The following is a 24892-nucleotide window of genomic DNA, read 5'->3' on the forward strand; positions in this document are numbered from 1 at the left end:
CCAATACTTTATTACATTAAGTATTTAAATTTGTTTTAAAAAATTCCAACCTCCTCGGGATTGAGATTGTATTTTTACCCTATCAAAATAAAAAGCCAAACGAATAGTTTTATAGTTAATGAAGTTAATCCTGTCCATTTTCATTTTTACGTTCGTAGCAATAGGCTATGCACAGGATATTAATTCAAATTATATTGAGAAAAAATTTGCGGTAAGAGATACAGTAGCAATTGATAGTGCTGGAATAAACCCTAAAAAGTTCAACATCTTCGACAAAGAAGGAAATGAGCTAGATCCCTTTAGTTATTTAATAGATTTTAAAAAAGGAAGGATAATTTTTCCTTCCCGTACTGAAGATGAAGCCGATGGAATACTTCGAAGAGAAGACTCTGTGACCATTCAGTATTTAAAGTATCCTGATTTTCTTACCCGAGATTATTTCGCACTAGACCCAAAAATAATTGTTGAAAACACAGGGCGGATTGATAAACTATATTCTCTACAAGAAAGCACTAACAAAAACACCTTTACACCTTTTGATGGATTGAATACATCTGGAAGTATTTCACGAGGTATCACCATTGGAAACAATCAAAATGCAGTTGTTAATAGTCAGTTAGATTTACAGATAACGGGGAAATTAAGTGATAAGGTTTCGATTCGTGCTTCTATTCAGGATGCAAATATTCCCACCCAAGAAGGCGGTTATTCACAGAGTTTAAATGAATTTGATCAGATTTTCATAGAGCTTTTTGGGGAAAATTGGAATATACGGGCAGGAGATATAGATCTTCAAAACAATAATAGCTACTTCGGAAGATTTACGAAAAAAGTGCAAGGGATTTCTCTTGGCGGGACTTTTAACAATGAGGACGGTTCCAAAATTTCAGCTTTTGCTTCTGGGGCATTAGTTAAAGGTGTTTTTTCTAAAAGTGAATTTGTTGGACAAGAAGGAAACCAAGGACCATATAAACTCGTAGGTCCTAACGGAGAGCTTTATATTTTAGTTGTTTCAGGTAGTGAGCGAGTTTATGTAAACGGACTGCTCTTAAATAGAGGCGAAAACGAAGATTACGTAATTGATTACAATGCTGGTGAAATAAAATTTAATCCTACTTATCCTATAACTAGCGATATGCGAATTACTGTAGAATATCAATATACCGATAGAAGCTACACGCGTTTTATTGGCTATGGAGGTGGGAATTATTCAAGTGATAAATTGGACTTAGGTGTATATGTTTATTCTGAAAATGATGCAAAAAATCAGCCCTTGCAACAAAGTCTTTCGGAAGAACAAGTGGCAATTTTAAAAGCAGCTGGAGATGATAAGGATTTAATGACAGCACCATCAGCGGTTCCTGATACGTATTCTGAAAACAAAATTCTCTACAAAAAAGTAATTATCAATGGGGAGGAAATTTTCGTGTTTTCAAATAATCCAGAAGACGAACTTTACAGTGTGCGTTTCTCACTGGTTGGAAGTAACAACGGTAATTATGTAATAGCCGATAATAACGCTATCAGCAGAATTTTTGAATATAAACCTCCTGTAAATGGTGTCCCACAAGGAAATTATGAGCCAATTGTTAAATTAAATGCTCCAATAAAACTTCAAATAGGTGGTTTAAATGGAAGTTATCATCCTTCCGATAAAACTCAAATAGATTTTGAAGTTGCAGGTAGTAAAAACGACCTCAATTTGTTTAGCGATATAGACGATTCAAATAACGATGGTTTTGCAGGAAGATTAGCTTTTAAACAACGTGTATTAACTTCAGTAGATACACTAAAAGTTGATGCATTTGGTTCGTTAGACTTTGTACAAAAAGATTTTAAAACCATCGAAAACCTTTACAATATTGAGTTTAACAGAGATTGGAACCTAATAAACCCTCAAGGAAATCAAAGCTTTGTAATTTCTGGAGTTGAATTTTCACATCCAAAAAATGGAAGAGGTAGGTATGAATTTCAAAATTTGAATTATTCTGAAAACTTCAATGGGACGCGTCATGTAATTGCATCAGAGATTAAGCTAAATAAATTCCGGTTAAGAACAAACGGAAGTTTATTAAATAGCAAAGCCGATTCAATTACATCAAATTTCTTTCGACTGAACAATACTGCAACATATTCGTTGGACAAAGCTTGGATTGGCGCTAAAACGGCTTTAGAAGACAACCAGATTAAAGATATCCTTCGCGATAGTATTTCCCCTACAAGTCAAAAATTTAGCGCTTATGAGGCTTATATGGGCGTAGGAGATAGCACGCAAGTTTTTGTAGAAACTGGTTACCAATATCGGGTGAATGATAGTGTTAGAAACAACAGGCTTCAAAAAGTAAATTCATCGCATACATTTTACTTAAAGTCGCGATTGATAAATACTGACAACACTCAACTTTCTGCTTTTGCTAATTACAGAACGCTTAAGTATGAACCTAAAGTAGGAGACGAAACTGGATTGAGTCAAGAAATTCCTACAATTGAAACTAAGCGTGAAATAGACCGTTCGTTAAACTCCAGAATTATTTACAACCAAGCGTTGTTGCAAGGGGGAATTCGATGGAATACTACTTTAGAATCTAACAATGGGGTTATTCCACAGCAGGAATTCACATATGTTAAGACCGAAGCAGGGCAGGGTGTTTACACTTGGATTGATTATAATAATAATGGAATTCAAGAATTAGAAGAATTTGAAGTAGCGCAGTTTCAAGATCAAGCGGAATACATTAGGATATTACTACCCAATCAAGTTTTCTTAAAAATCCGTCAGAATAAATTCAGTCAGATACTTACTTTAAATCCTCAAAAATGGTTGAATGAAGAGGGTTTTAAAAAGTTTCTTTCTCACTTTTACAATCAAACTTCATACATTCTAGATAGAAAAGTAAAACGAAGAAATGATGCTTTTAATATTAACCCTTTTAAAGATGGAGGGGAGGACCAACTTGGGTTGATTTCAAATTTTAGAAATGCGTTATTTTTCAATCGCGGAAAACAGCATTTTACTACTAGCTACACTTATATTTCATCGTCTAGTGACAATCTGCTTGCTATTGGCTTACAACAAAACAAATCGAAAAGTCATCAGCTAAACTTTAATCACAAGATTAAAGAAAGCTGGTTGATGAATTTTAAAAGTCAAATTAGCAATAATGAAAGTCTTTCAGAAAATTTTGCAAATAGAAATTACCAACTTGAATCATATTCTTTCAATCCAAAAATATCGTATTTATTGAGCCAGCAAACTCGATTTGATGTTTTTTATGAATTTGAAAACCAATCGAATAAATTAGGCGAAATGGAAAAATTGGACCAACAAGTTATAGGGTTTTCTTTTGCTTATTCCAATGCTGAAAAGGTTTCTATAAATGGAGAATTTAATTATATCAATAACAAATTTGAAGGAAGTCCATTTTCTCCTGTAGCATATCAAATGTTGGAAGGCCTACAACCAGGAACTAACTTTACTTGGCGGATGCTTTTACAAAAACGAATAACTAAATATTTGGATGCTAACCTATCCTATTTTGGACGTAAAAGCGAAACTACTAAAACAGTACATACAGGAAGTGTGCAGTTGAGAGCTTATTTTTAGTAAGAATTATGCTAAATCATTTCTTTAAAAATAGGTTCAATTTTGTATCTTCATAAATCAAAAACACATCAATAAATGATATTTAAAACAACTTTAGCACTCTTCTCAGTATTTATAATTTCTTGTGGTCCCATGCAAAACCAACCTGCGGGTGATGAGAATAATTCATCAGAAATGGAAGCAAAAAAAATGATAGCGGAAGGGTATTTGGCAGGGAAAATTATTTACTCAAACTTAAAAGACGATTGTGAATATACCATCCAATTGGAAAGTGGTGAAAGAGGAATTTACTACGTTGATCCTGTGAATTTAAAAGAAAAATTTAAACAAGAGAATCAAGCTGTATGGGTAAAATATAATGGCTTAAGACAGATGAATAGATGTAATAAAGCGATTCCAGTAGAAGTTACTTCAATTGTAAATAGAACAGAATAATTACTTCTTAGGTATAAAAAAGGAGGATATTTAGTTATCCTCCTCTTCTTGAAATATAGAATTAACCACTTAAAAAAAACTATTTAGAAAGCCAACTTTGGTATGAGATGGTTTCCTTCATTTTATCTGAAATTTCAGAAATACTAATTCTTTCCTGTTCCATTGTGTCTCTGTTACGGATGGTTACTGTATTATCTTCAATTGTTTGATGATCTACTGTAATACAGAAAGGTGTTCCAGCTGCATCTTGACGGCGGTAACGTCTTCCTACGGCATCTTTTTCGTCGTAAGCTACGTTGTAATCCCATTTAAGAGTATCGATAATCTGTTGTGCAATTTCTGGAAGTCCATCTTTCTTAACAAGAGGAAGAACTGCAGCTTTTACCGGTGCTAAAATTGCTGGTATTTTTAATACTGTACGCGTGCTTCCATCCTCTAATGTTTCTTCTTGAAGTGAATTACTCAAAACAGCAAGGAACATTCTGTCTAAACCTATTGAAGTTTCAACTACGTAAGGAACATAGCTTTTATTCATCTCATGATCGAAAAACTGTAACTTCTTACCAGAGAATTTTTCGTGAGCTTTAAGGTCGAAATCTGTTCTTGAATGAATTCCTTCTAATTCTTTAAATCCGAAAGGATAGTTAAATTCGATATCTGCAGCTGCATTTGCGTAATGTGCAAGTTTATCGTGGTCGTGGAAACGGTAATTTTCTTCTCCCATTCCTAATGAAAGGTGCCATTTTAAGCGTGTTTCCTTCCAGTATTCGTACCATTTAAGTTCTTCTCCAGGACGAACAAAGAATTGCATTTCCATTTGTTCAAACTCTCTCATTCGAAAGATAAACTGTCGTGCTACAATCTCGTTACGGAAAGCTTTCCCTGTTTGAGCGATTCCGAATGGAATTTTCATTCTTCCACTCTTTTGAATATTCAAAAAGTTTACAAAGATACCTTGAGCAGTTTCTGGGCGTAGGTAAAGATCCATCGCGCTATCTGCTGAAGCACCAAGTTTAGTTCCAAACATAAGGTTGAACTGACGCACCTCTGTCCAGTTTTTCGATCCAGTTTCTGGATCTGCAATACCGAGCTCTTCAATCAACGCTTTTACGTCTGCTAAGTCTTCTTTTTCAAGTGAACTAGCCATACGCTCTAAAACAGTGCGTTGTTCTGTTAGATATCTTATAACACGAGGATTTGTAGAAACAAACTCTTCTTCATTAAAACTATCGCCAAAACGCTTTCTTGCCTTTTCAATTTCTTTTTGCGCTTTTTGATAAAGCTTTTCAGCATAATCTTCAATAAGCACATCGGCGCGATAGCGTTTTTTTGAATCCTTATTGTCGATTAAAGGATCATTAAAAGCATCCACGTGTCCCGAAGCCTTCCAAGTTGTTGGATGCATCAATATCGAAGAATCTATACCTACAATATTTTGATGCATATACACCATGCTTCGCCACCAATATTCGCGAATGTTTTTCTTTAATTCTACACCATTTTGAGCGTAATCGTAAACAGCACTAAGTCCGTCGTAAATTTCGCTAGATGCAAATATGTAACCGTATTCCCTTGCGTGGGAAACTACTTTTTTAAAATGATCGTCGTTGTTTGCCATGTCACAAAAATAGGAAAGTCCCCTCAACCTTCGAAGAGAGAACTTGATTTTTTTTATTATTAAAAAACCATTGCAAAAATTGCAATGGTTTTAGTTTTAATTTTAGCCAAACATAATGAATTTTATATCAAAATGTATATTTCATCGGCTATTTCAATTCCATTGTTGTTGTTCCAATTTGATTTGGTCCATCAAAAATATTAATTGTATATCTACCTTCAACTAGGTTTGCTTCTTTTGAATTAACTAATATACAAACGTCTAGTGCTTCGTTTTCGTAAAAAACATTTGTAGAGGCACTGTAGTTTAAGTTTTTATCTTCAAATTGTTTTACTGTATCATCACCCATCATAACATTTTTAGGGTTGATAACTTGAATGTAAATAATTCTGTCTCCGCTTTTAGCAATTGAGTTTGGAGCTAGTGTAAAACAAGCTCTAATTTTATCTGCACGGCTTGAACGTCTTGTATCTACAACTTTTCCGCTGTTTCTAATAATTACAGCTTCCCCTCTTAGGTTTGTAGCTTTAACAATTGATCCTTTTTTCAAGATTTCATTCATTGCTTCGTTCTCCTGACTTACAGAATCTACCACCATCCTAGTATTATCCAACTCTAAGAAAGTACTATCGCGCTCCATAGCAAGTCTTTTATTGGCAGCAATTAAACTATCAGCTCGTTTAAATAGCATAGCTCTTTCTTGCTTTAATCTACCAACCTCAACTTTATATCTCTGGATTAATCCGATATTAGCCTTAGCATCTTTAACAGAATCTAATAGCACATTTATTCTTTCACGCGCGGCCAATAAGTCTTTATCTTTTAACTCATTATCTTTAATTACTTCATCATAATTGGCGATTAACCCTTCAAGTTCTTTCTCTATAGACTCTTTTTCAGTTTCTAGATTAGAAATTGTAGATTTATTCTCATTAAATAATGTTACAGTATATACTGCTAATGCAATGAGTAGTAGTGAAAGAACTCCTATAAGGATCTTAAATTTACCACTATTATTTTCATTTTCTGTGCTCATAATTTAATTGTATTTAGTATAATTGGTAAATGTAGGTAGGTATTTCTTTAACAAACGTTTATAAAATGATAAAACTTCATAAAAAATGTTAAATCTACTCTTTCCTAAAATATGTTATAGTTGTCATAATCCATTACTCAAGGGAGAAAAAACAGTTTGTATTGCATGTATTCATTCCCTACCTATAGCTTCGTTTCACAAAAATGAAAGTAATTTTTTAAAAAATAAGTTTTATGGAAGATTTTTAGTAAAAAATGCAACATCCCTACTTTATTTTCAAAAAAGAGGAATAACTCAGGAATTACTTCACAACTTAAAATATCGTGGAAAGGAGGATATTAGTTATTTTTTTGGCAAATGGCTTGGTGCAGAATTGGCCGAGTGTGAAAATTACAATAAAATAGATTTGGTAATTCCGGTTCCATTACACAAACAGAAATTAAAGAAAAGAGGTTATAATCAAGTGGAAGGGTTTGGAAAAGAAATTGCCTTAGCCCTTGACGTAGCCTATCGTGATGATATTTTAATTAAAATTTCAAAATCTGGTTCTCAAGTTTTTAAAACAAGAATGCTCCGTTTTGAAACTGAAGAAGTCTTTTCCATACAGAAATTAGAAGATATTAAAAACAAACATATTCTATTAGTAGACGACATTATCACCACAGGTGCAACGCTCGAAAAATGTGCACTGCAGTTGCTTAAAGGAGAGAATGTAAACATTAGTATAGCAACGATTGCTGTTGCATAAGCGTTAATAGTTGTTTGTTAATTGCAACTAGTTCTTTCTTATTGTTTAATTTTGGGCAGATTTCAATAAATTTATTTTTAAATCTATTAACAACTAATATTTCATCTTGAAACATCGCCTTCTATACATTCCCATTGCGCTTTTGTTATTGCTGTCATTTACAGATTGCGCCAAAAAAGGAACGCCATCAGGTGGACCAAGAGATACTATTCCTCCAGTAATTGTAAGAAGTATTCCCGAAAATTATAGCACGAATTTTAAAGAAGATGAAATCGAAATTCGCTTTGATGAATATATCAAGTTAAAAGATTTAAACAATCAGTTAATCATTTCACCACCCATGAAGTATACGCCGGTTATCACACCGCTAAGTACTTCAAAAAGATTAAAAATAAAATTATTAGATACCTTAAAACCAAATACAACCTATTCTTTCAACTTCGGAAAAAGTATTGTTGATAACAATGAAGAAAACGAGTTTGAATATTTTAAATACGTGTTTTCAACAGGAACGTATATAGACAGTTTAAAACTTTCGGGGAAAGTAAAAGATGCAAAGCTAATTTCTCCTGAAATTCCAACAACGGTAATGCTTTACGAAGTAAATGAAACATTTAAAGACTCATTGGTTTATTCTGAAAAACCGATGTACATAACTGTTACTAAAGACAGTAGCGGGACATTTGAGCTTTCAAATCTAAAACAAGGAAAATATTTACTAATTGCTTTAAAGGAAAAAAGTAACGATTACACTTTTCAACCAAAGACAGATAAAATTGGATTTGTAAATGAAGTAATTACCTTGCCTACAGATTCTACTTATGTGCTTACACTTTTTAAAGAAACTCCAGATTACAAATTAGCAAGACCTGCTTTAGTTTCTAAAAACCATATTATTTTTGGTTATGAAGGGCGAGTAGATAGCTTAAAGGTTGAAATGTTATCGGATGTAGGTCAAGATTACGTTTCCACATCTTATAAAGATGAAATGAAAGATTCACTTCACTATTGGTTTAAGCCTAATCTTAAAGTAGATTCTTTGCTCTTTAAAGTTACAAATGGAAATAAAGTAGATACAGCTTCGGTAAGAATACGCGAACTTTATAGTGATTCGTTAAAAGTTTCAGCAGTTAAAACTGGATTTTTAAAGTTAAAGGACACCTTTAAATTGCGATTAAACACCCCAATAACTTCTTTTGATGCTGAGAAATTTGAAGTTATTAACAAAGATTCGGTGCTTGTTGATACCGAAATAAGGTTGAATAAAAAGCATAATTTAGCAGAACTGCATTTCCCAAAAGAAGAAGATGAAAGCTATAACATAAGCATTATGCCTGGAGCCTTGACCGACTTTTTCGAGAAGACAAATGACACACTGTATTTCAATGTAAAAACGCGATTGTCTTCAGATTACGGAACGCTTAGTCTCAATCTGGTAAATGTAAATAGATTTCCAATTATCGTTCAAATTGTGAATAGCAAGTATAATGTTGTTGCAGAAAGATATTTAACCGAAAATATTCCTGTTTATTTCGATGAACTTTCTCCGGAAAAATATTTTTTAAGAATTATCTATGACGACAATCAAAACGGAAGATGGGACACAGGGAGTTTCCTAAATAGGATGGAAGCCGAAAAAATTATCTATTATCCTAAAGAGATTGAAGTACGTGCCAATTGGAGTTTAAACGAAACATTTATACTAAAGTAAAATCGTCTCTATCATTCAAAAACTGAAAATGTTTTCGGTTGTTAACAATGTGTTCTTTTTCTAAAACCACCGTTTCGGTAAATTCCCCTATGTCCTTAGAAGTTATTTTAACTCCTAAAACATCGTAAATTGCCGAACGTCCAACATATTCGTGGTCGTTTCCATCAAAACCTGCTCTGTTAACGCCTACGCAATAAGTCATGTTTTCAATTGCTCTCGCACGTAATAGCGTGTCCCAAGCTAAGGTTCTTACTTTTGGCCAGTTTGCTACATAAATTAAAATGTCATAATCTTCTTTATTTCTTGCCCACACAGGAAATCGCAAGTCGTAACAAATAAGCGGACATATTTTCCAGCCTTTATAATCTACAATTAAGCGTTCGGTACCATCTTTATACGTTTCATTTTCCTTGGCTAAGGTAAATGTGTGCCTTTTGTCGTACTTTTTATAACTGCCATCAGGAAAAACAAAAAACATCCGGTTGAAAAAATTATCATCTTCCTTAATAATTACACTTCCGGTAATAGCAGTATTATGCGTTTTTGCTTCTTTAATCATCCATTTTAAAGTATTTCCATCGTTCGGTTCGGCTAATTTTTCGGCGTTCATTGAAAAACCTGTTGAAAACATTTCAGGAAGGACGATTAAATCTGTTTTCTCTTCAATATTTTCTATTTTCGCTGAAAACATTTTCAGATTTGCTTCAGCATTTTCCCAATGAAGATTACTTTGAATAATCGATATTTTAAGCGTTTCTTTCAAAATGAATAATTTTTAAATTTTGTTTTTACAGTTTTAAATTAAGAACTAAAATTACAACTTTAAAAGGTGATTTTCTTTAAATCTAAAAGATAGGAAAACTATTGAAATGCAACCGAAAAGCTGAGAAGTCTTTTTATATATTTACTTGGTGAACAAAAAATTTCCAAAAACAGAAAAGCTAAAAAGCACCAAAACAATTGAAACCTTGTTTTCGGAAGGGAAAACGTATACAAAATTTCCTATAAAAGTATTTTTTCTACCTAATAATGAAATCAATACCAATCTAGCAGCATTTGCTGTTCCTAAGCGTAATTTTAAATCTGCAGTAGATAGAAACCGCGTAAAAAGACAACTTCGCGAAGCATATAGGTTAAATAAACACCTAATTGAAGAAAGTGAAAATACTAGGTTTATGATGCTTTTTTTATATCTAGGAAAAGTAAAACCAGAATATGTTCAATTGGAAAAGTCGATGCTAAAATTGCTAAAAAAACTTCAAGAAGATAATAGCTAAGCTTTCAGGTTTTGTTCAATTTATTTGAAAACCGTGAAACAATTAGTATTTATTCTTCGTTGGAATTAGAAATATTATCATTCTTCGTATATTTCTGAAGTGTAGAATAAAATCCTGATACATTGAGTAAGTTGGTAGAATGTTACAACAACTCAAAATCTCATTAACACAACAATTATGAAAAAGAGAATAATTATTCCCTTTGTGGCCATTGGTATATTTTTTACCACTGTAAGTTTTAAAAGCGATTTTTTTGAAATAGCAAAACAGATTGAAATTTTCACTACGCTTTACAAGGAATTAAATATGAATTATGTAGATGAAGTTACTCCGGCTACACTTATGGATAAAGCTATAAAAGGAATGTTGGACGACTTAGATCCTTACACCGTTTATTGGAACGAACAACAAGTTGAGGATGCTAAAATCAATAATTCAGGAGTTTATACAGGTATTGGTGCTACCGCTCAGACCCGAGAAGATAAAATAATTATTGTAGAACCTTATCAAGGGTATCCCGCAGATAAAGCAGGTTTAAAAGCAGGAGATGAGATTATTAAAATAGGGGATGTAACCTTAGCAAATTTTGAAGAAGATGCGGGAGAATTACTTAAAGGTGCTCCAGGTTCTAAAGTTGATGTAACTTATAAAAGACAAGGTAAAACCACTACCACAACCATTACACGCGAAGCTGTTGAAGTTAAAGCAGTTCCTTTTTATAAATTGATAAACAATGACATTGGGTATATTGTACTTTCAAAATTCAATAGTAAAACTACTTCTGAAACCAAAGCGGCGTTAATAGATTTAAAATCTCAAGGTGCGAAAAAGATAATACTAGACTTACGAGGAAATCCAGGAGGATTATTAAATGAAGCAATCAGCGTTGTAAACCTTTTTGTTGAAAAAGATCAAGTAATCACCACCACAAAATCGGTTATTGAAAAGTATAATGCAACTTATAAAACACGTTTTGAACCCGTAGATACCGAAATTCCTTTAGTAGTTTTAATCAACGGTCGTAGTGCATCGGCTAGTGAGATAGTTTCAGGAGGTTTACAAGATTTAGATCGCGCAGTTATCGTTGGGGCTCGAAGCTTCGGAAAAGGGCTTGTACAGCGTCCTAAAAAGCTAACGTACGGAACTCAGTTAAAAGTTACTATCTCGAGGTATTACACACCAAGCGGTCGTGGAATTCAAGCTGTTGATTACTGGCATAGAGATGAAAATGGCGATCCTATTCGAAAAGATCCAAAAGAATATAACAAGTTTAAAACTAAAGGAGGTAGAACTGTTTATGACGGGGGAGGAATACTGCCAGATATTGAAATGGCATCGGCAGTTTATAGCCCAATTACCACGGCTTTACTAAAAGACAATGCAATTTTTGATTATGCTACAAAATACTATTACAGCCATCAAATGACGGATTGGAAAAACTTTAAGTTTGGACAAAGTGACTTCCAAGATTTCCTGAAATATTTAAAAGCAAACAATTTTGAATATGAAACTGAAACCGAAAAGAAATTTGCAGAAGGTTTAAAAATGGCCGAATCAGACGAATTAAACAATGAAATTTCTCAAAGTTACAATCAATTAATGGCTGCTATTGATACCGCAAAAGAGAAAGCTATTATCGATAAAAAAGTTGAAATAGAATCGTTATTAACAGACGAAATTCTAAAGCGTTATTTCTATCGTGAAGGATTATATAACTATCAAATAGAGCACAATCCTGAAATTCTAGAAGCAGTTGCTGTTTTGAATGATGAAGGAAGATATAAGAAAATTTTGAGGTGATAATTTGTTTGTTCTAGCGTAGAAGAAATCATTTCAAATTTGATGCTATTGCAATCTTTTTTTACCAAATGAAAGAACTTAGAAAATTTAAAACGTATGAAGGATTTTGTCATATTTTAGAAGAAAAAATTATTTTTACTTCTGATGGAAATTTAGAAAATTATACCGCTAAGGATACATCAGAAAATAAAGTAATTTATACAATTTCTATAATATTTACAGTACTTTGTTTCCTGTATTTAACTTATAATTATTTTAAAAATAGTGATTGGATTAGACTTTTATTCCTATTTGGTATAGTTGTTTTTACAATTTATGATTCATTTAGGAAAAGAAAATATTCTAATACTTCCGTAATTGAAAGAGAGAAGATAATTCGTGTAACATTCCATCAGGCTAAAAAGTGTTTTTCAAGAGCATATTTTAGGGTTGATTTTATTGATGATAAAAATAAGAGTAGAAGCAGAAAAATTATTCTACCTGGATCACTGTGTAGAGGTTTAAGTGATTCAAATAAAGCTTTTGATATTATGCTCGAGCAAGGAATAATAAACAGAGTTTGATTGAAAATATAACAAACAAATGCAGTCCTTCTTAACTTTCTTCGAAACAATGCCTACTTGGATGAAAGCAGGTTGGGTGTTTTTTGTCCTTACTATATTCTGGATTTTAGAGGGATATTACAAATTAGTTTTTACTAAATACAACAAATGGCGACACGCTAAAACAAATTTTATTTTACTTGCATTTGTAATGTTAATAAACTTGTTTTTCGGGATTTTAACGGCTGGGGTATTTCTTTGGATAGACAATTCCAACTTTGGTTTATTACAGCATATTACTGCTCCTGTTTGGTTAGAATTATTACTATCCATTTTAATTTTAGATTTAATCGCTCAATATTTTGTACACTTTCTTCTTCATAAAATTCAATGGATGTGGCGTTTACACACCGTTCACCATTCCGATAAAAATGTAGATGTAACAACTGGAACGCGACATCATCCTTTCGATTTTATTATTCGAGAAACCTTCGCATTACTTACGGTTGTAATTATGGGAATGCCAATAGCTTTTTATCTTTTCTATAGAATTTTAAGTGTGCTGTTTACCTATTTTACTCACGCAAATATTTCGATTCCAACAAAATTAGACAAAGCCCTAAGCTATATTATTGTAACTCCAAATATGCATAAGTTTCACCATCACTATCAAATGCCTTGGACAGATACTAATTTTGGAAATATGTTTTCTATTTGGGATCGCTTATTTGGAACTTATTTTTATGAAAATACAGCAGACATTAAGTACGGATTAGATATTAGCGACCATAAGGATGATGAAAATATTCTACATCAATTAAAGCTTCCATTTGATAATTCTATTAAGTACAAAAACTAAATTAACACTCTAATTTTTAGCTTAACATAACCTTAACCGGTTGTTAATCAATATATTCGTATTTTAGCTGCTATGATACAAGCAGATAGAGAAGAAAACAAAGAAATTATTAAAGAATCGGTAAGCTATTTAGAGAAAAGAGGGTTTGAACAAATTAGAGCTAACGTAGATGGATACGAAGCTCCAAAATCATATCTTAAAAAAGATAGTGATGTAGTAATAACTCCAGATATAGTAGCAAGTCGGGCTGGAATTAAGCATTATTTTGAAATAAGTTTAAAAACGGAAAAACTTAGATTATTAAAATCTAAATGGCAGTTTTTAGATACAATTACTCGAATGCGTAATCAACGATTTAAAATAATAACGCGTCGTGGACATTACAAGTTTACAGACGAATTATTAAAAGAGCTAAATCTTGAAAAGAATTTAATTAAGCTCTAATCATTGCAATGTGAGGTATTCCATCCTCTGAATAGCGATCACCAATAGTCTTAAAACCGTGGCTTTCGTAAAAAGTGACTAGATAAGTTTGGGCTGATATTTTTATTTTGTTAGCCTTATAATACTCTTCTATTGCTTTAATTGCCGCATCGGTAATTTTATGTCCATACCCTAATTTGCGATAGTTATCCCGTACAACTACTCTACCAATAGAAGATTCGTCAAAATAATCTCCTTCTTGAAAACATCTAGCATAAGCAATTATTTTTCCATCCTCTCTACCTATTACATGTAAAGCCCGTTGATCTTTTCCATCTATATCTTGATAAACACAATCCTGCTCTAAAACAAAAACTTCACTTCTTAATCTTAAAAGACTATAAAGTTCATTAGTGTTTAATTCTTCAAAATTTTTTACTTCAATTTCCATAGTTTTTCAATTAAATCAATCTTGAACAATAATGTCTTTTGGATCGTCTTTTTGGTGTTCAGGTTGAATAGTAACATGATTTATTCCGAAGTTTTTAAAAAGAACTTCTTCAACTTTAGTTAACACTGCATCAAACTCAGAAAGTGTAACATCTTCGTGAAAATCTAAATGTGCCTCTAAATGCGTTTCTTGTTCGTTAAGCTGCCAGATATGAATATGATGCATATTCTTCACTTCTGGAATTTCACAAACCGTTTCAATTATTTCTTCCAAATTTAAGTCGTCTGGAGTAAAAAGCATCAATACTTTAAAAGAACTTTTTATCAAATCATACCCCATTATTAACAAGTATAGTGCTATTAACACAGTTAATATACTATCTACCCAATACCATTCAAAATATAACATTAAAACACCACCTATCAAAACAGCTACAGATGCAGCCATATCTGAAAATAAGTGTAAATATGCTGAACGCATATTCATATTTGTTTTAGATTCTTTAAAAAGTAGAAGTACGCTAAATCCGTTAAAAACAATTCCTAAAATCGCTAACCATATTACCAAACCACTTTTTATAGGTTGTGGATCCATAAATCTAAAGATAGCTTCGTAAATAAGGTAAACAGCAACTATAATTAATGTTACAGAATTTACGAAGGCTGCAAGAATTTCGGCTCGCTTATACCCAAAAGTTTTAGTAACCGAAGCGTCTTTTTTTGAATATCTATCGGCTATGTAGCTAACAATCAATGAAAGTACGTCGCTAAAATTATGCAAGGCATCAGAAAGTAATGATAAACTTCCAGAAACTAATCCGCCAATAGCTTGAGCAACAGTAATACCTATATTAAGAAAAATAGAGAGCAGAAGCTTTCTACCTTTCATATCGGGATGTGAATGGCTATTAGAATGTGCGTGATTATGCGACATTTTAAAAGTTTATGAGCAGGCTATTTTTTCTACTCGTTTTTGATGACGGCCACCTTCGAAATCTGTATTTAGAAATGTTTTTACCATTTCAACAGCTTGTTGTTTACTAGTAAATCGTGCTGGAATACTTAAAACGTTAGCATCATTATGTTGACGCGCTAATTCGGTAATTTCTTTTGTCCAGCATAAAGCAGAACGTACTTTTTGATGTTTATTAGCCGTCATATTAGCACCGTTTCCGCTTCCGCATACAATGATACCAAAATCTACATTTCCTTTCTCAACATCTTCAGCAACAGGATGAACAAAATCTGGATAATCAACACTAGAATTTTCATCCGTACCATGGTTGATAACAGTATGTCCTTCTTTTTCTAAATAAGAGATTATTTCAAATTTATAATCTGTACCTGCGTGGTCGTTCCCGATAGAAATTTTCATAATATTTAATTTTTATCAAAGATAATGATTTAGGTAGCAGAAATATTATTGTTCTATCTAATATTGCTTTTCTTATATAATATAGGTTATCAACACGTTTAATAGACTTAAATTCAGTATATTAAATTATATGTAGTGTAAATTAATCGTTTCTTAACCTTAGCTTCATATAATGGTTAACAACATTGTTGATATTTGTTAATTGAATTCCTATAAGTAAAATTGCAGATGTGGAAATTATTTACAATAGGTTTTAAAATTCCAATAATGCAAATTTTTTAACCGTTTTTTATTGGTCAGTTATGGGATGAAAATTTTCAGTTAACAACATTAATTTTAAAAATACTTATCAATTTTAGGTTGTAGAAATAGGTTGTTCACAGTTGTTAATTACTATAGCTATTCGACTATAATTTAAGCTGTTCAGATTGTTATATTATGTTAATAACCTATTATTAAAAGAGAATAAGTTAATTTCAAAACAAAACATCAAAAAGTTATTGTACATATTAACACACTATAATAAACACCATTTTATTTAATTAAATTTTAAAAAAGAAAAATGTAGTATTAATATATGTTGATAACTATAAAAAATGGAAAATGAAGATTTTTGAATCTAGAGAAAGACTATAGATTTTTACACGATTTTTAAGTTGGAAGGATTGTTGAAATCGTTCATTATTTGTTCTGCTTGAGAAATATCGTCTATATGTACTTGAAGCCTAATTCCACCTATGGCATTCGAGTAAAAAGGAAATACACTAATCATTGTTTCATTCTGAAATACATACCTAATGCCTTCTTGATCAAACAAAAGTTGAAGCACTGCATATTCTGCAGGGTATTGGAATATAGCTATGGTTTTAAAATGTTCCATTTTAGATATCTAAGTAGCTTATGAAATTATTCTTACTTTTAAATTTCATCACATTAGTAGATTTCAAGTTTATATTATATATAAACCTTCTCTAAGGTACTAAATCTTTGCTAATGTAATCCAATCATTATGAGATATGTATTACATTTACAATAATTACAAATTAAACTATGCCAAAAAATAAACGTAAAAAGAGTAAAAATAAAATAGATAATCTTTCTCAAACAATTCTGAACATACTTCGGAAAGATCATTCACAAGCTTTTAACTATAAGCAAATTGCCGCTAAACTTCAATTAGACGACCCTAGTAGTAGGAACCAAATAATAAAAAAATTAAAGGATTTACTAGGAAAAGGAAGTATTCAAGAAATTGATCGCGGAAAATATATACTTACCCCTTCACAAAACTACTATACTGGAAGAGTTGATATTGCAGGTCGTGGTCAAGGCTACATTATTGTAGAAGATCTTGAAGATGATATCTATGTGAGTAGTAAAAATTTAAATAAAGCCTTAAATGGCGATATAGTTGAAGTTTACGTTTTTAAACGTAAAAAAGGAGGGAAGACAGAAGGAGAAGTAACCAAAATTATAGAAAGAAAACGTACAGAATTTGTAGGTACTATAGATGTACAGGAAAACTTTGCATTCGTAGATGTTACAGATTATAAAATGTACACCGATATTTTTGTTCCAAAGAATAAAATAAACGGAGCTAAATCTGGAGAAAAGGTTTTAGTTGAAATGCTAGAATGGCCAGAAAAAGAAGATTCTCCTATAGGAAAAGTTATTAAAGTTCTAGGTATGCCTGGAGAACATAATACCGAAATTCACTCTATTCTAGCACAATACGGATTGCCGTATGATTTCCCTCAAGAGGTTGAAGTTTATGCTAATAAAATAGATACTTCAATTAAGGAATCTGAAATAAAAAAGCGTCGCGATATGCGCGAAACTTTAACTTTTACAATAGATCCAAAGGATGCAAAAGATTTTGATGATGCCCTTTCTTTTGAAAGACTTGAAAATGGGAATTATGAAATAGGAATTCACATCGCCGATGTGTCACATTATGTTACTCCTGGAAATGAACTTGATGATGAAGCTTATGAACGTGCAACTTCCGTTTACTTAGTAGATAGAGTGGTACCAATGCTGCCAGAGATTCTTTCAAACAATGCTTGTTCTCTTCGTCCTAATGAAGAAAAATATACTTTTTCAGCTGTTTTTGAAATGAATCAAAAAGCGGAAGTTATAAAACAGTGGTTTGGAAAGACAGTTACATTAAGTGATGCGCGTTTTGCTTATGAAGAAGCACAACACGTAATTGAAAATCCGAATGAGGAAATACATAAAATTCCTTCCGATATTTCGATTACAGATGAAGAATATGACGTTAAACCTGAAATTGCTGAAGCTATTTTAGAAATGGATAGGCTTGCTAAAAAATTACGAACTAAACGTATGCGTGCTGGTGCTATTTCATTTGATAAGGTAGAAGTAAAATTTATTTTAGACGAAAATAAAAACCCTGAAGGCGTGTACTTTAAAGAAAGTAAAGACGCTAATAAGATGATTGAAGAATTTATGCTTCTAGCCAATAGAAGTGTAGCCGAATTTATCGGAAAACAGAATCCAAAAAAGACATTTGTTTACCGAGTTCACGATGAACCGGATGACGAAAAAATTGCAGCGCTTGAAAATATAATTAAACGATTTGGTTATAAACTAAACACAAAAGATCGTCATACTACAGCTACTTCTATGAATAAATTATTGAAGGATGTTCAAGGTAAAAAAGAACAGAATTTAATAGATACTATTGCTATTAGAAGTATGAGTAAAGCAATGTATACAACCAAAAATATTGGTCACTACGGATTAGCTTTTGACTATTATACCCATTTTACTTCACCTATACGTCGATATCCAGATGTTATGGTTCACAGACTTCTTCAGCATTATCTAGAAAATGGAAAAAGTGCTAATGAAGAGGAATTTGAAGAAAAATGTAGCCATAGTAGTGACATGGAAGGACTTGCAACTAATGCCGAACGCGATAGTATTAAGTATATGCAAGTTAAGTATATGCAAGATCATCAAGATGAAGAGTTTGTTGGAGTAATTTCAGGAGTTACTGAATGGGGTATTTATATAGAAATTATCTCTAATAAATGTGAAGGAATGGTTCGTTTGCAAGATTTGAATGACGACCATTACGAATTTGATAAAGACGAATATGCGGTAATTGGAAAACGTACCAATAACGTATATCGCCTTGGAGATGAAGTTAATGTAAAAGTAAAAAATGCCGATTTAGTTAAGAAGCATTTAGATTTTACAATGCTAGGTCATAAATAAAACATTTAAAATAAAGGTTTTATACTTTTTAGTAACTAAATATTAAATAGTAAAAACTAAAATTTATTTTTTTACAGACATTGGGTAAAAGTAATTTGTATTTTTACCCTATTATGTTTGACGGTTTACTTTACGCTGCATTTTATGGATTCTTATTGGCTTTTGCAGTCGGTCCAGTATTTTTTACCCTAATTGAAACTGCTATAACAAAAGGGGTTAAGGCCGCTGTATTCTTTGATTTAGGTGCAATAGTTGCTGATATACTGTTTATAATAATAGCCTTTTATAGTACAAGTAGAATTCTTGAACAAGTGAAGAATGATCCTGGCTTACTAATTTTTGGCGGAGGGATTCTCATTGCTTATGGAATTATATCCTATATTCGAACCAATAAATCAATATTTAAAATTGTAAGAGAACATTACGCTGTAAAAGTAAAAAAAAATCTCGGTGGACTATTCCTAAAAGGATTTCTATTGAACTTTGTAAACTTTGGTGTATTAGCGGGTTGGATAGGAACGCTAATTATGGCTAATGCTCTTACAACTTCAGATAATGGCGTATTTCTATTTATTTCTACGGTATTAGCAACATTCTTTCTTACCGACCTTTTAAAAATACTTTTAGCTAAAAAATTGAAAAATAAAATGACTCCGCGTTTTATTTTTAAAACTAAAAAATGGGTGAGTATTTTAATTTTTGGATTTGGTATTTTACTTCTTATTCAAGGTATTTTCCCCAAAGGTGTTGAAGCTGGACTTGAAAAAATCCCAGGACAAGGCAATCCTATAGAAATAGAAAAGCCTATTCCTCCTGTTGAGGATTTACAATAATAATCTCTTCTTTTTTATATTTTTTTGTTAGTATTAAGCGCGGCTCCCAAAGTTTTGGGCTCGTGGAAATCGTAGTAATTATTAAAAATAAAAAAAACCCTAACTAAAAAGTTAAGGTTTCTTGGAGGCATCGAGCGGACTCGAACCGCTGTAGCAGCTTTTGCAGAGCTGAGCCTAGCCACTCGGCCACGATGCCATATTGTGGTGCAAATGTAAATAATTAAACATTTATTTCCTACATAAAAACTAAATTAGCGTTTCTTCTTCATTGTTACACTTACTTCAGCAACGTCTCCACCAATAGGAGGGTTTTGTTTTGCCACTGTAACCTTCACTGTATTAACCATTTCTAATTTTATCAACACCGAATCAATAATTCGCTTAGCTACGTGCTCTAATAACTTTGCACGTATACTCATTTCTTCTCTTACGATATTTTGAAGCATAACATAATCAACAGTATCTGCTAATTCATCAGTTTTTGAAGCTTTAGATAAATCGGCTTTTACTGTAAGATTCACCAAATAATCTGATCCTATTTGTCCTTCTTCAACTAAACACCCGTGAAAGGCATAAATCTTTATGTTTTTTAAACGAATGGTTCCCATAAATAATTTTTGACAAATATAATAAACAAAGTCAGTTTGAGTCCTTCGGCTTCGCTCAGGATAAACCAAGGTCGAAACCTAATTTTAAACAACTTCTTTTTCACTTAATTCCTTACCTTTGCACGACTTAAAAATACAGATATGAGTAACGAAGCAGCACCTCTTAATTTTATAGAGCATATTATAGAAGAAGACCTTAAAAAAGGCTACAAAAAAGATGATTTATGTTTCCGATTTCCACCAGAACCTAATGGTTATTTACATATTGGTCATGCTTCATCAATTTGTTTAAACTTTGGTTTAGGAGAAAAATACAATGCCCCTGTAAATCTTCGTTTTGACGATACAAACCCAGCAAAAGAAGAACAGGAATTTGTTGACGCCATTAAAAGAGATGTTTCTTGGTTGGGCTATAAATGGGCAACCGAATGTTATGCTTCCGATTATTTTCAACAGTTATACGATTGGGCTGTTCAATTGGTTAAGGATGGAAAAGCTTATGTAGACTCTCAAACTTCAGAAGAAATTGCTGAACAAAAAGGTACTCCAAACACACCTGGAAAGGCTAGTCCTTATAGAAATCGCTCTGTTGAGGAAAATTTAGAGTTACTCGAGAAGATGAAGAATGGGGAAACCAAAGAAGGGGAACACGTACTTCGTGCTAAAATTGATATGGAATCGCCTAATATGTTAATGCGCGATCCTGTGATGTATAGAACCTTGTTTAAATCACATCACCGTACCGGAACCGATTGGAAAATTTTTCCAATGTACGATTGGACTCATGGAGAGAGTGATTATATAGAACAAGTATCACATTCCTTCTGTACGCTTGAATTCCTACCTCATAGAGAGCTTTACGATTGGTTTTTAGATCAAGTGGTGGAAGAGGATAAATTACGTCCTAAACAGCGCGAATTTGCACGTAGAAATCTAAGTCATACTGTTGTGAGTAAACGAAAACTCGCTCAATTAGTTGCAGCGGGAGTTGTAAATGGTTGGGACGATCCTCGTATGCCTACTATTTCTGGTTTACGCCGAAGAGGTTATACTCCAGAATCAATTAAAAACTTTGCCGATAGTATTGGCGTTGGTAAACGTGAAAATTTGATTGATGTTTCTCATTTAGAATTTAATGTTCGTGAAGATTTAAATAAAAAGGCACCGAGAATCATGGTGGTTTTAGATCCTGTGAAATTGATTATTGATAATTATCCAGAGGGTCAAACTGAAATGCTTGAAGCAGAAAATAATCAAGAAGACGAAAGTGCTGGAAATAGAGAAGTACCTTTTTCTAAAGAATTATTGATTGAAAGAGAAGATTTTAAAGAAGAAGCAAACCGCAAGTTTTTTAGATTGACAATCGGGAAAGAAGTCCGCTTAAAAAATGCATATATCATTAAAGGAGAAAGTGTAGTAAAAGACGCTGATGGAAACATCACCGAAATTCACTGTACTTACGATCCAGAAAGTAAAAGTGGTAGTGGAACAGAGGCTTCTTTAAGAAAAGTAAAAGGAACTTTACACTGGGTTTCTGCAGCGCACGCTTTGCCTGTTGAAGTTCGTCTTTACGACAGACTATTTACAGAACCATCACCAGATACTAACAAGGAAAAGGATTTTATGGAATTTATAAATCCAAATTCTTTAGAAGTTATTACAGGATATGCTGAACCAAGTATAAAAGATGCTGAACCAGAAGATAAATTTCAATTTCAGCGTTTAGGGTATTTTGTGGTAGATAAAGACACGACAAAAGATAATATTGTATTTAACCGTACAGTGCCATTACGCGATTCTTGGGCAAAACTTTCATAAGTTACCTGTGTCCTTTAATTACTTTATAGCTGATTAAAACAGCTTTTACAGTACTGTCTTTCAATATTTTTTTAGGAGTTGAAAAACCGTGCTTTCTTATTGAGGATGTTATCCAAAAGTATTTATCTCTTGTAGGAAATTCTTTAGCCATAATTTCATAATCAGTGTAATTTGATGAAATAGCTAAATCAGGTTGTTCGTCAAGAATATTAGTAATTTTTTGAAGTTGAATGTTACGATTATCAGAAGACATTTCTGTTAATCCGAAGGGTAAGTAATAACTTGTTTTAAATCCTAATTCCGAAAAATCTAATAATGCCTCTGGATACCGTGTTTCAACAAGCACTTTATCCAGAGGATATTTTTTTTCAGAAAATAGCTTCATTAACTTTTTAAGAATAGCATCCTTATTCTCTGAGTTTAGATTTTTTATATCCAACCATAAATACGGTTTTTCGACTACATCGATATAAGATAAGTACTTTTCAAATGAAAGACCTATCGATGGAACAGGAGGGTGGGTTACATCCAGAACACCTTCTTGCTCATTATACACCAAATCTAATTCAACCCCTTTAAAGTATTTTAAAGCACTTTCAAGTTTTTCAGGACTATTAACCCTATGGGCCCATATTTTGTCGTAATATCCAAGATATTCAAGCTTATAAGGCGAATAGCGATACGCCATTCCAAACAATATAGTTAAAAACAGTACCGATATGAGTATTATGAGTTTTTTACCTGTTATCATAATCTTCATTTTCTTTAATCCATCGTGTACGTTCTTGAAATTCTTGGTTGAAAATACTTCGCGTTTTGTCTATTAGATTGAATTCAATTCTACTTAAATCGGAAAAGCTATGTATAAAATCTTCAAGATTATATTTTCTATCAGTAAAGCTATTTAAATCGGATAAATTTGGATGTTGATTTTTGTATTCAGGCGACGTCCAAATTACAAATGGAACCTCATACATTGGAGGAGTGCCGTAATACTCGTTATGGCCTCTTAAATCCATTGTATCGTGCAATTCATCCCCATGATCGGAAAAATAAACTACATAACTAGACTTTTCTTCTTTTCGAACAGTTTCAATTATGCTTCGAACAATGTAATCGTTATAGCGAATTGCATTGTCATATTCATTTACGTAGTGTTCATTAGACTTGTTGATAAATGGGGTTTGTGGTGGACTGTCGTTAAAAAAGGCATATTTTTCTGGGTATCTTTTTTTATAATCTCCGTGGGTTCCTATTAAATGAATAAAAACCATTTTCTTTTTGTCACCTTGAGTTAGAACTTCATCAAGCTTTGGCAATATTACTTCGTCATAAATGTTACTGTTGTAGTTATCTGTAGCTAAAAAATACGTTTGGTCTGATGCATTGCCTATTAATGTAGATACACTTTCGTGAAGTCCTACTGGTCTTTGATTTGATATCCAATACGTAGTAAAACCCGCTTGATTTGCTAATTGAACTATAGATGCGTTTTCTTCTTTGTTGGGATGGTTATAATCTGAAAACGTCAATATTTTATCAAGCGCTAAGATGGTGTGGACATTAGGAGTAATTACATCTTTAAAAATCACTAACTCATCCTTTATTTCTGTTAATAACGGATTTGTTTCTCTTGCGTAATCATACAATTGCATATGCCATCGCGAAGTTGATTCCCCAATAATAACAACGTAGGTTTGTGGTTTTTCATCTGAAGAATGGACTTTTAAAATATCACTTTCGCCCTTAGCTAAGGTTTTTTTAAGATTAGCTTTGGTTGTTTGATAATCGGAGTAAGATGCTATGCTGGTGTAAATAATATTATGTTCACTAAATTTCTTGTGTATCACAAAAAGCGATAATACAATTCCTAATACTATTAATATTTTCCATTTTACCGCTTTTAATCTATCTGTAAATGGTAAACTTGATTCTTGTTTTAATATAAAAGGAATCAATAAAAGCCAAGGGAGAAACAGTACAATAGCAAGAAGTATGACGGACGTATTTAAATAATAACTCAGAAACTCACTAGATTCTTGTGTATTAGTTTCAAATATCACAAAAAGTGCAGATCCACTTAGTTTTACACCATAGTGATAGTAGAAAGAAAGTTTTATAAAAGCTAAGGCAGCGAGTAAAAATAGAGAAGCTATTAAAAACCACTTTTGTATTTTCAATTTTGGAATTAATAAATACAAACTAAATAGCATAGTGGTTACTATTCCAAATCCAATTATTTCTTTTAAGTATGGTTTAAAATAAGGGATGAGAAACCAACCCAGAATTGTAACTATTAAAAGAGGGTAGAATAATATAACAGAAAAATATTTCTTAATGTTTTTCAAGCTTGAGTACGAGTGTTAGAGAGTAATTTTTCCAAATTTACCACAACATTTAAACATCTCCATCTAATATATTTCAATTTATAAATGTCTGATTAACTTTTAGATTTATATTTAATCTCTCTTTTAAGACGAATTCTTTTAAATTATCAATTTTTAAGACAATT

22 protein-coding genes and 1 tRNA gene are annotated in these 24892 nt (G+C 32.2%); 12 read left to right on the plus strand and 11 right to left on the minus strand.

Features of this window, described 5'->3' with window-relative positions; genetic code table 11:
* The first annotated feature begins 118 nt into the window (after window positions 1-118).
* Both FHP04_RS01925 and FHP04_RS01930 read left to right on the plus strand, forming a co-directional pair.
* Window positions 119-3604, plus strand: coding sequence for a hypothetical protein (locus tag FHP04_RS01925; RefSeq protein WP_139854148.1), 3486 nt, complete (start codon window positions 119-121; stop codon window positions 3602-3604).
* Window positions 3605-3679: 75 nt separating this feature from the next.
* Window positions 3680-4039: a hypothetical protein gene (locus FHP04_RS01930; RefSeq protein ID WP_139854149.1), complete on the plus strand. Its 360-nt coding sequence runs from the start codon at window positions 3680-3682 to the stop codon at window positions 4037-4039.
* Window positions 4040-4118: 79 nt separating this feature from the next.
* On the opposite strand, the gene FHP04_RS01935 is transcribed toward FHP04_RS01930, so the two are convergent.
* Together FHP04_RS01935 and FHP04_RS01940 are read right to left on the minus strand one after the other, a co-directional pair.
* Entirely contained in the window at window positions 4119-5657 is a 1539-nt protein-coding gene (locus tag FHP04_RS01935) for a glycine--tRNA ligase (RefSeq protein WP_139854150.1), read from the minus strand.
* Between the two features lie 148 nt (window positions 5658-5805).
* A complete protein-coding gene (locus FHP04_RS01940; RefSeq protein WP_139854151.1) occupies window positions 5806-6693 on the minus strand; it encodes a hypothetical protein in 888 nt (295 codons plus the stop codon).
* 85 nt (window positions 6694-6778) lie between these two features.
* Here FHP04_RS01940 and FHP04_RS01945 point away from each other — a divergent pair, with 85 nt between their 5' ends.
* A complete protein-coding gene (locus tag FHP04_RS01945) occupies window positions 6779-7441 on the plus strand; it encodes a ComF family protein (RefSeq protein WP_139854152.1) in 663 nt (220 codons plus the stop codon).
* Between the two features lie 106 nt (window positions 7442-7547).
* A complete protein-coding gene (locus FHP04_RS01950; RefSeq protein ID WP_158319104.1) occupies window positions 7548-9152 on the plus strand; it encodes an Ig-like domain-containing protein in 1605 nt (534 codons plus the stop codon).
* Here FHP04_RS01950 and FHP04_RS01955 read toward each other — a convergent pair.
* On the minus strand, window positions 9139-9915 hold the full coding sequence (locus FHP04_RS01955; RefSeq protein WP_139854154.1) for an amidohydrolase: 777 nt from the start codon (window positions 9913-9915) through the stop codon (window positions 9139-9141). The two genes, FHP04_RS01950 and FHP04_RS01955, sit on opposite strands and share 14 nt — an antisense overlap.
* 148 nt (window positions 9916-10063) lie before the next feature.
* Between FHP04_RS01955 and rnpA the strand changes: the two genes are divergently transcribed.
* From rnpA to FHP04_RS01980, 5 genes are all read left to right on the plus strand, one after another.
* Window positions 10064-10429: a ribonuclease P protein component gene (gene rnpA, locus FHP04_RS01960; RefSeq protein WP_246051378.1), complete on the plus strand. Its 366-nt coding sequence runs from the start codon at window positions 10064-10066 to the stop codon at window positions 10427-10429.
* A 177-nt stretch (window positions 10430-10606) separates the two neighbouring features.
* Window positions 10607-12229, plus strand: coding sequence for a S41 family peptidase (locus tag FHP04_RS01965; RefSeq protein ID WP_139854156.1), 1623 nt, complete (start codon window positions 10607-10609; stop codon window positions 12227-12229).
* A gap of 68 nt (window positions 12230-12297) precedes the next feature.
* Window positions 12298-12792, plus strand: coding sequence for a hypothetical protein (locus FHP04_RS01970; protein ID WP_139854157.1), 495 nt, complete (start codon window positions 12298-12300; stop codon window positions 12790-12792).
* Window positions 12793-12811: 19 nt separating this feature from the next.
* Entirely contained in the window at window positions 12812-13630 is an 819-nt protein-coding gene (locus FHP04_RS01975; RefSeq protein WP_139854158.1) for a sterol desaturase family protein, read from the plus strand.
* Between the two features lie 72 nt (window positions 13631-13702).
* Window positions 13703-14074 carry a hypothetical protein gene (locus tag FHP04_RS01980; RefSeq protein WP_139854159.1) on the plus strand — a complete coding sequence of 124 codons (372 nt, stop codon included), beginning with the start codon at window positions 13703-13705 and terminating at the stop codon, window positions 14072-14074.
* Here the strand turns inward: FHP04_RS01980 and FHP04_RS01985 are convergent.
* The 4 genes from FHP04_RS01985 to FHP04_RS02000 form a co-directional block, all read right to left on the minus strand.
* Entirely contained in the window at window positions 14064-14504 is a 441-nt protein-coding gene (locus FHP04_RS01985; RefSeq protein WP_139854160.1) for a GNAT family N-acetyltransferase, read from the minus strand. The genes FHP04_RS01980 and FHP04_RS01985 overlap by 11 nt on opposite strands.
* A gap of 15 nt (window positions 14505-14519) precedes the next feature.
* The gene (locus FHP04_RS01990) at window positions 14520-15437 is read right to left on the minus strand and encodes a cation diffusion facilitator family transporter (protein WP_139854161.1); all 918 of its coding nucleotides are present in this window, start codon (window positions 15435-15437) and stop codon (window positions 14520-14522) included.
* A gap of 9 nt (window positions 15438-15446) precedes the next feature.
* Window positions 15447-15878 (minus strand): ribose 5-phosphate isomerase B, encoded by a 432-nt coding sequence (rpiB, locus tag FHP04_RS01995; RefSeq protein WP_139854162.1) that lies wholly within the window; start codon window positions 15876-15878, stop codon window positions 15447-15449.
* A gap of 640 nt (window positions 15879-16518) precedes the next feature.
* On the minus strand, window positions 16519-16758 hold the full coding sequence (locus FHP04_RS02000; protein WP_139854163.1) for a DUF2007 domain-containing protein: 240 nt from the start codon (window positions 16756-16758) through the stop codon (window positions 16519-16521).
* A 170-nt stretch (window positions 16759-16928) separates the two neighbouring features.
* Between FHP04_RS02000 and rnr the strand changes: the two genes are divergently transcribed.
* Both rnr and FHP04_RS02010 read left to right on the plus strand, forming a co-directional pair.
* Window positions 16929-19121: a ribonuclease R gene (gene rnr, locus FHP04_RS02005; RefSeq protein WP_139854164.1), complete on the plus strand. Its 2193-nt coding sequence runs from the start codon at window positions 16929-16931 to the stop codon at window positions 19119-19121.
* A gap of 113 nt (window positions 19122-19234) precedes the next feature.
* Entirely contained in the window at window positions 19235-19954 is a 720-nt protein-coding gene (locus FHP04_RS02010) for a LysE family translocator (RefSeq protein WP_139854165.1), read from the plus strand.
* A gap of 122 nt (window positions 19955-20076) precedes the next feature.
* On the opposite strand, the gene FHP04_RS02015 is transcribed toward FHP04_RS02010, so the two are convergent.
* Window positions 20077-20150: transfer RNA gene (locus FHP04_RS02015), tRNA-Cys, on the minus strand.
* A gap of 55 nt (window positions 20151-20205) precedes the next feature.
* Window positions 20206-20562, minus strand: coding sequence for a dihydroneopterin aldolase (gene folB, locus FHP04_RS02020; RefSeq protein WP_139854166.1), 357 nt, complete (start codon window positions 20560-20562; stop codon window positions 20206-20208).
* Between the two features lie 141 nt (window positions 20563-20703).
* Between folB and FHP04_RS02025 the strand changes: the two genes are divergently transcribed.
* Window positions 20704-22380 carry a glutamine--tRNA ligase/YqeY domain fusion protein gene (locus tag FHP04_RS02025; protein WP_139854167.1) on the plus strand — a complete coding sequence of 559 codons (1677 nt, stop codon included), beginning with the start codon at window positions 20704-20706 and terminating at the stop codon, window positions 22378-22380.
* 1 nt (window position 22381) lies between these two features.
* Here FHP04_RS02025 and FHP04_RS02030 read toward each other — a convergent pair whose 3' ends face one another.
* Window positions 22382-23131, minus strand: a complete 750-nt coding sequence (locus FHP04_RS02030) for a hypothetical protein (protein WP_139854168.1) — start codon at window positions 23129-23131, stop codon at window positions 22382-22384.
* Window positions 23118-24593, minus strand: a complete 1476-nt coding sequence (locus FHP04_RS02035; RefSeq protein ID WP_262710108.1) for a sulfatase-like hydrolase/transferase — start codon at window positions 24591-24593, stop codon at window positions 23118-23120. The genes FHP04_RS02030 and FHP04_RS02035 overlap by 14 nt, the downstream gene beginning before the upstream one ends.
* Window positions 24594-24892 lie beyond the last annotated feature (299 nt).

Source organism: Aequorivita sinensis, from assembly GCF_006346335.1.
Lineage (GTDB): Bacteria > Bacteroidota > Bacteroidia > Flavobacteriales > Flavobacteriaceae > Aequorivita > Aequorivita sinensis.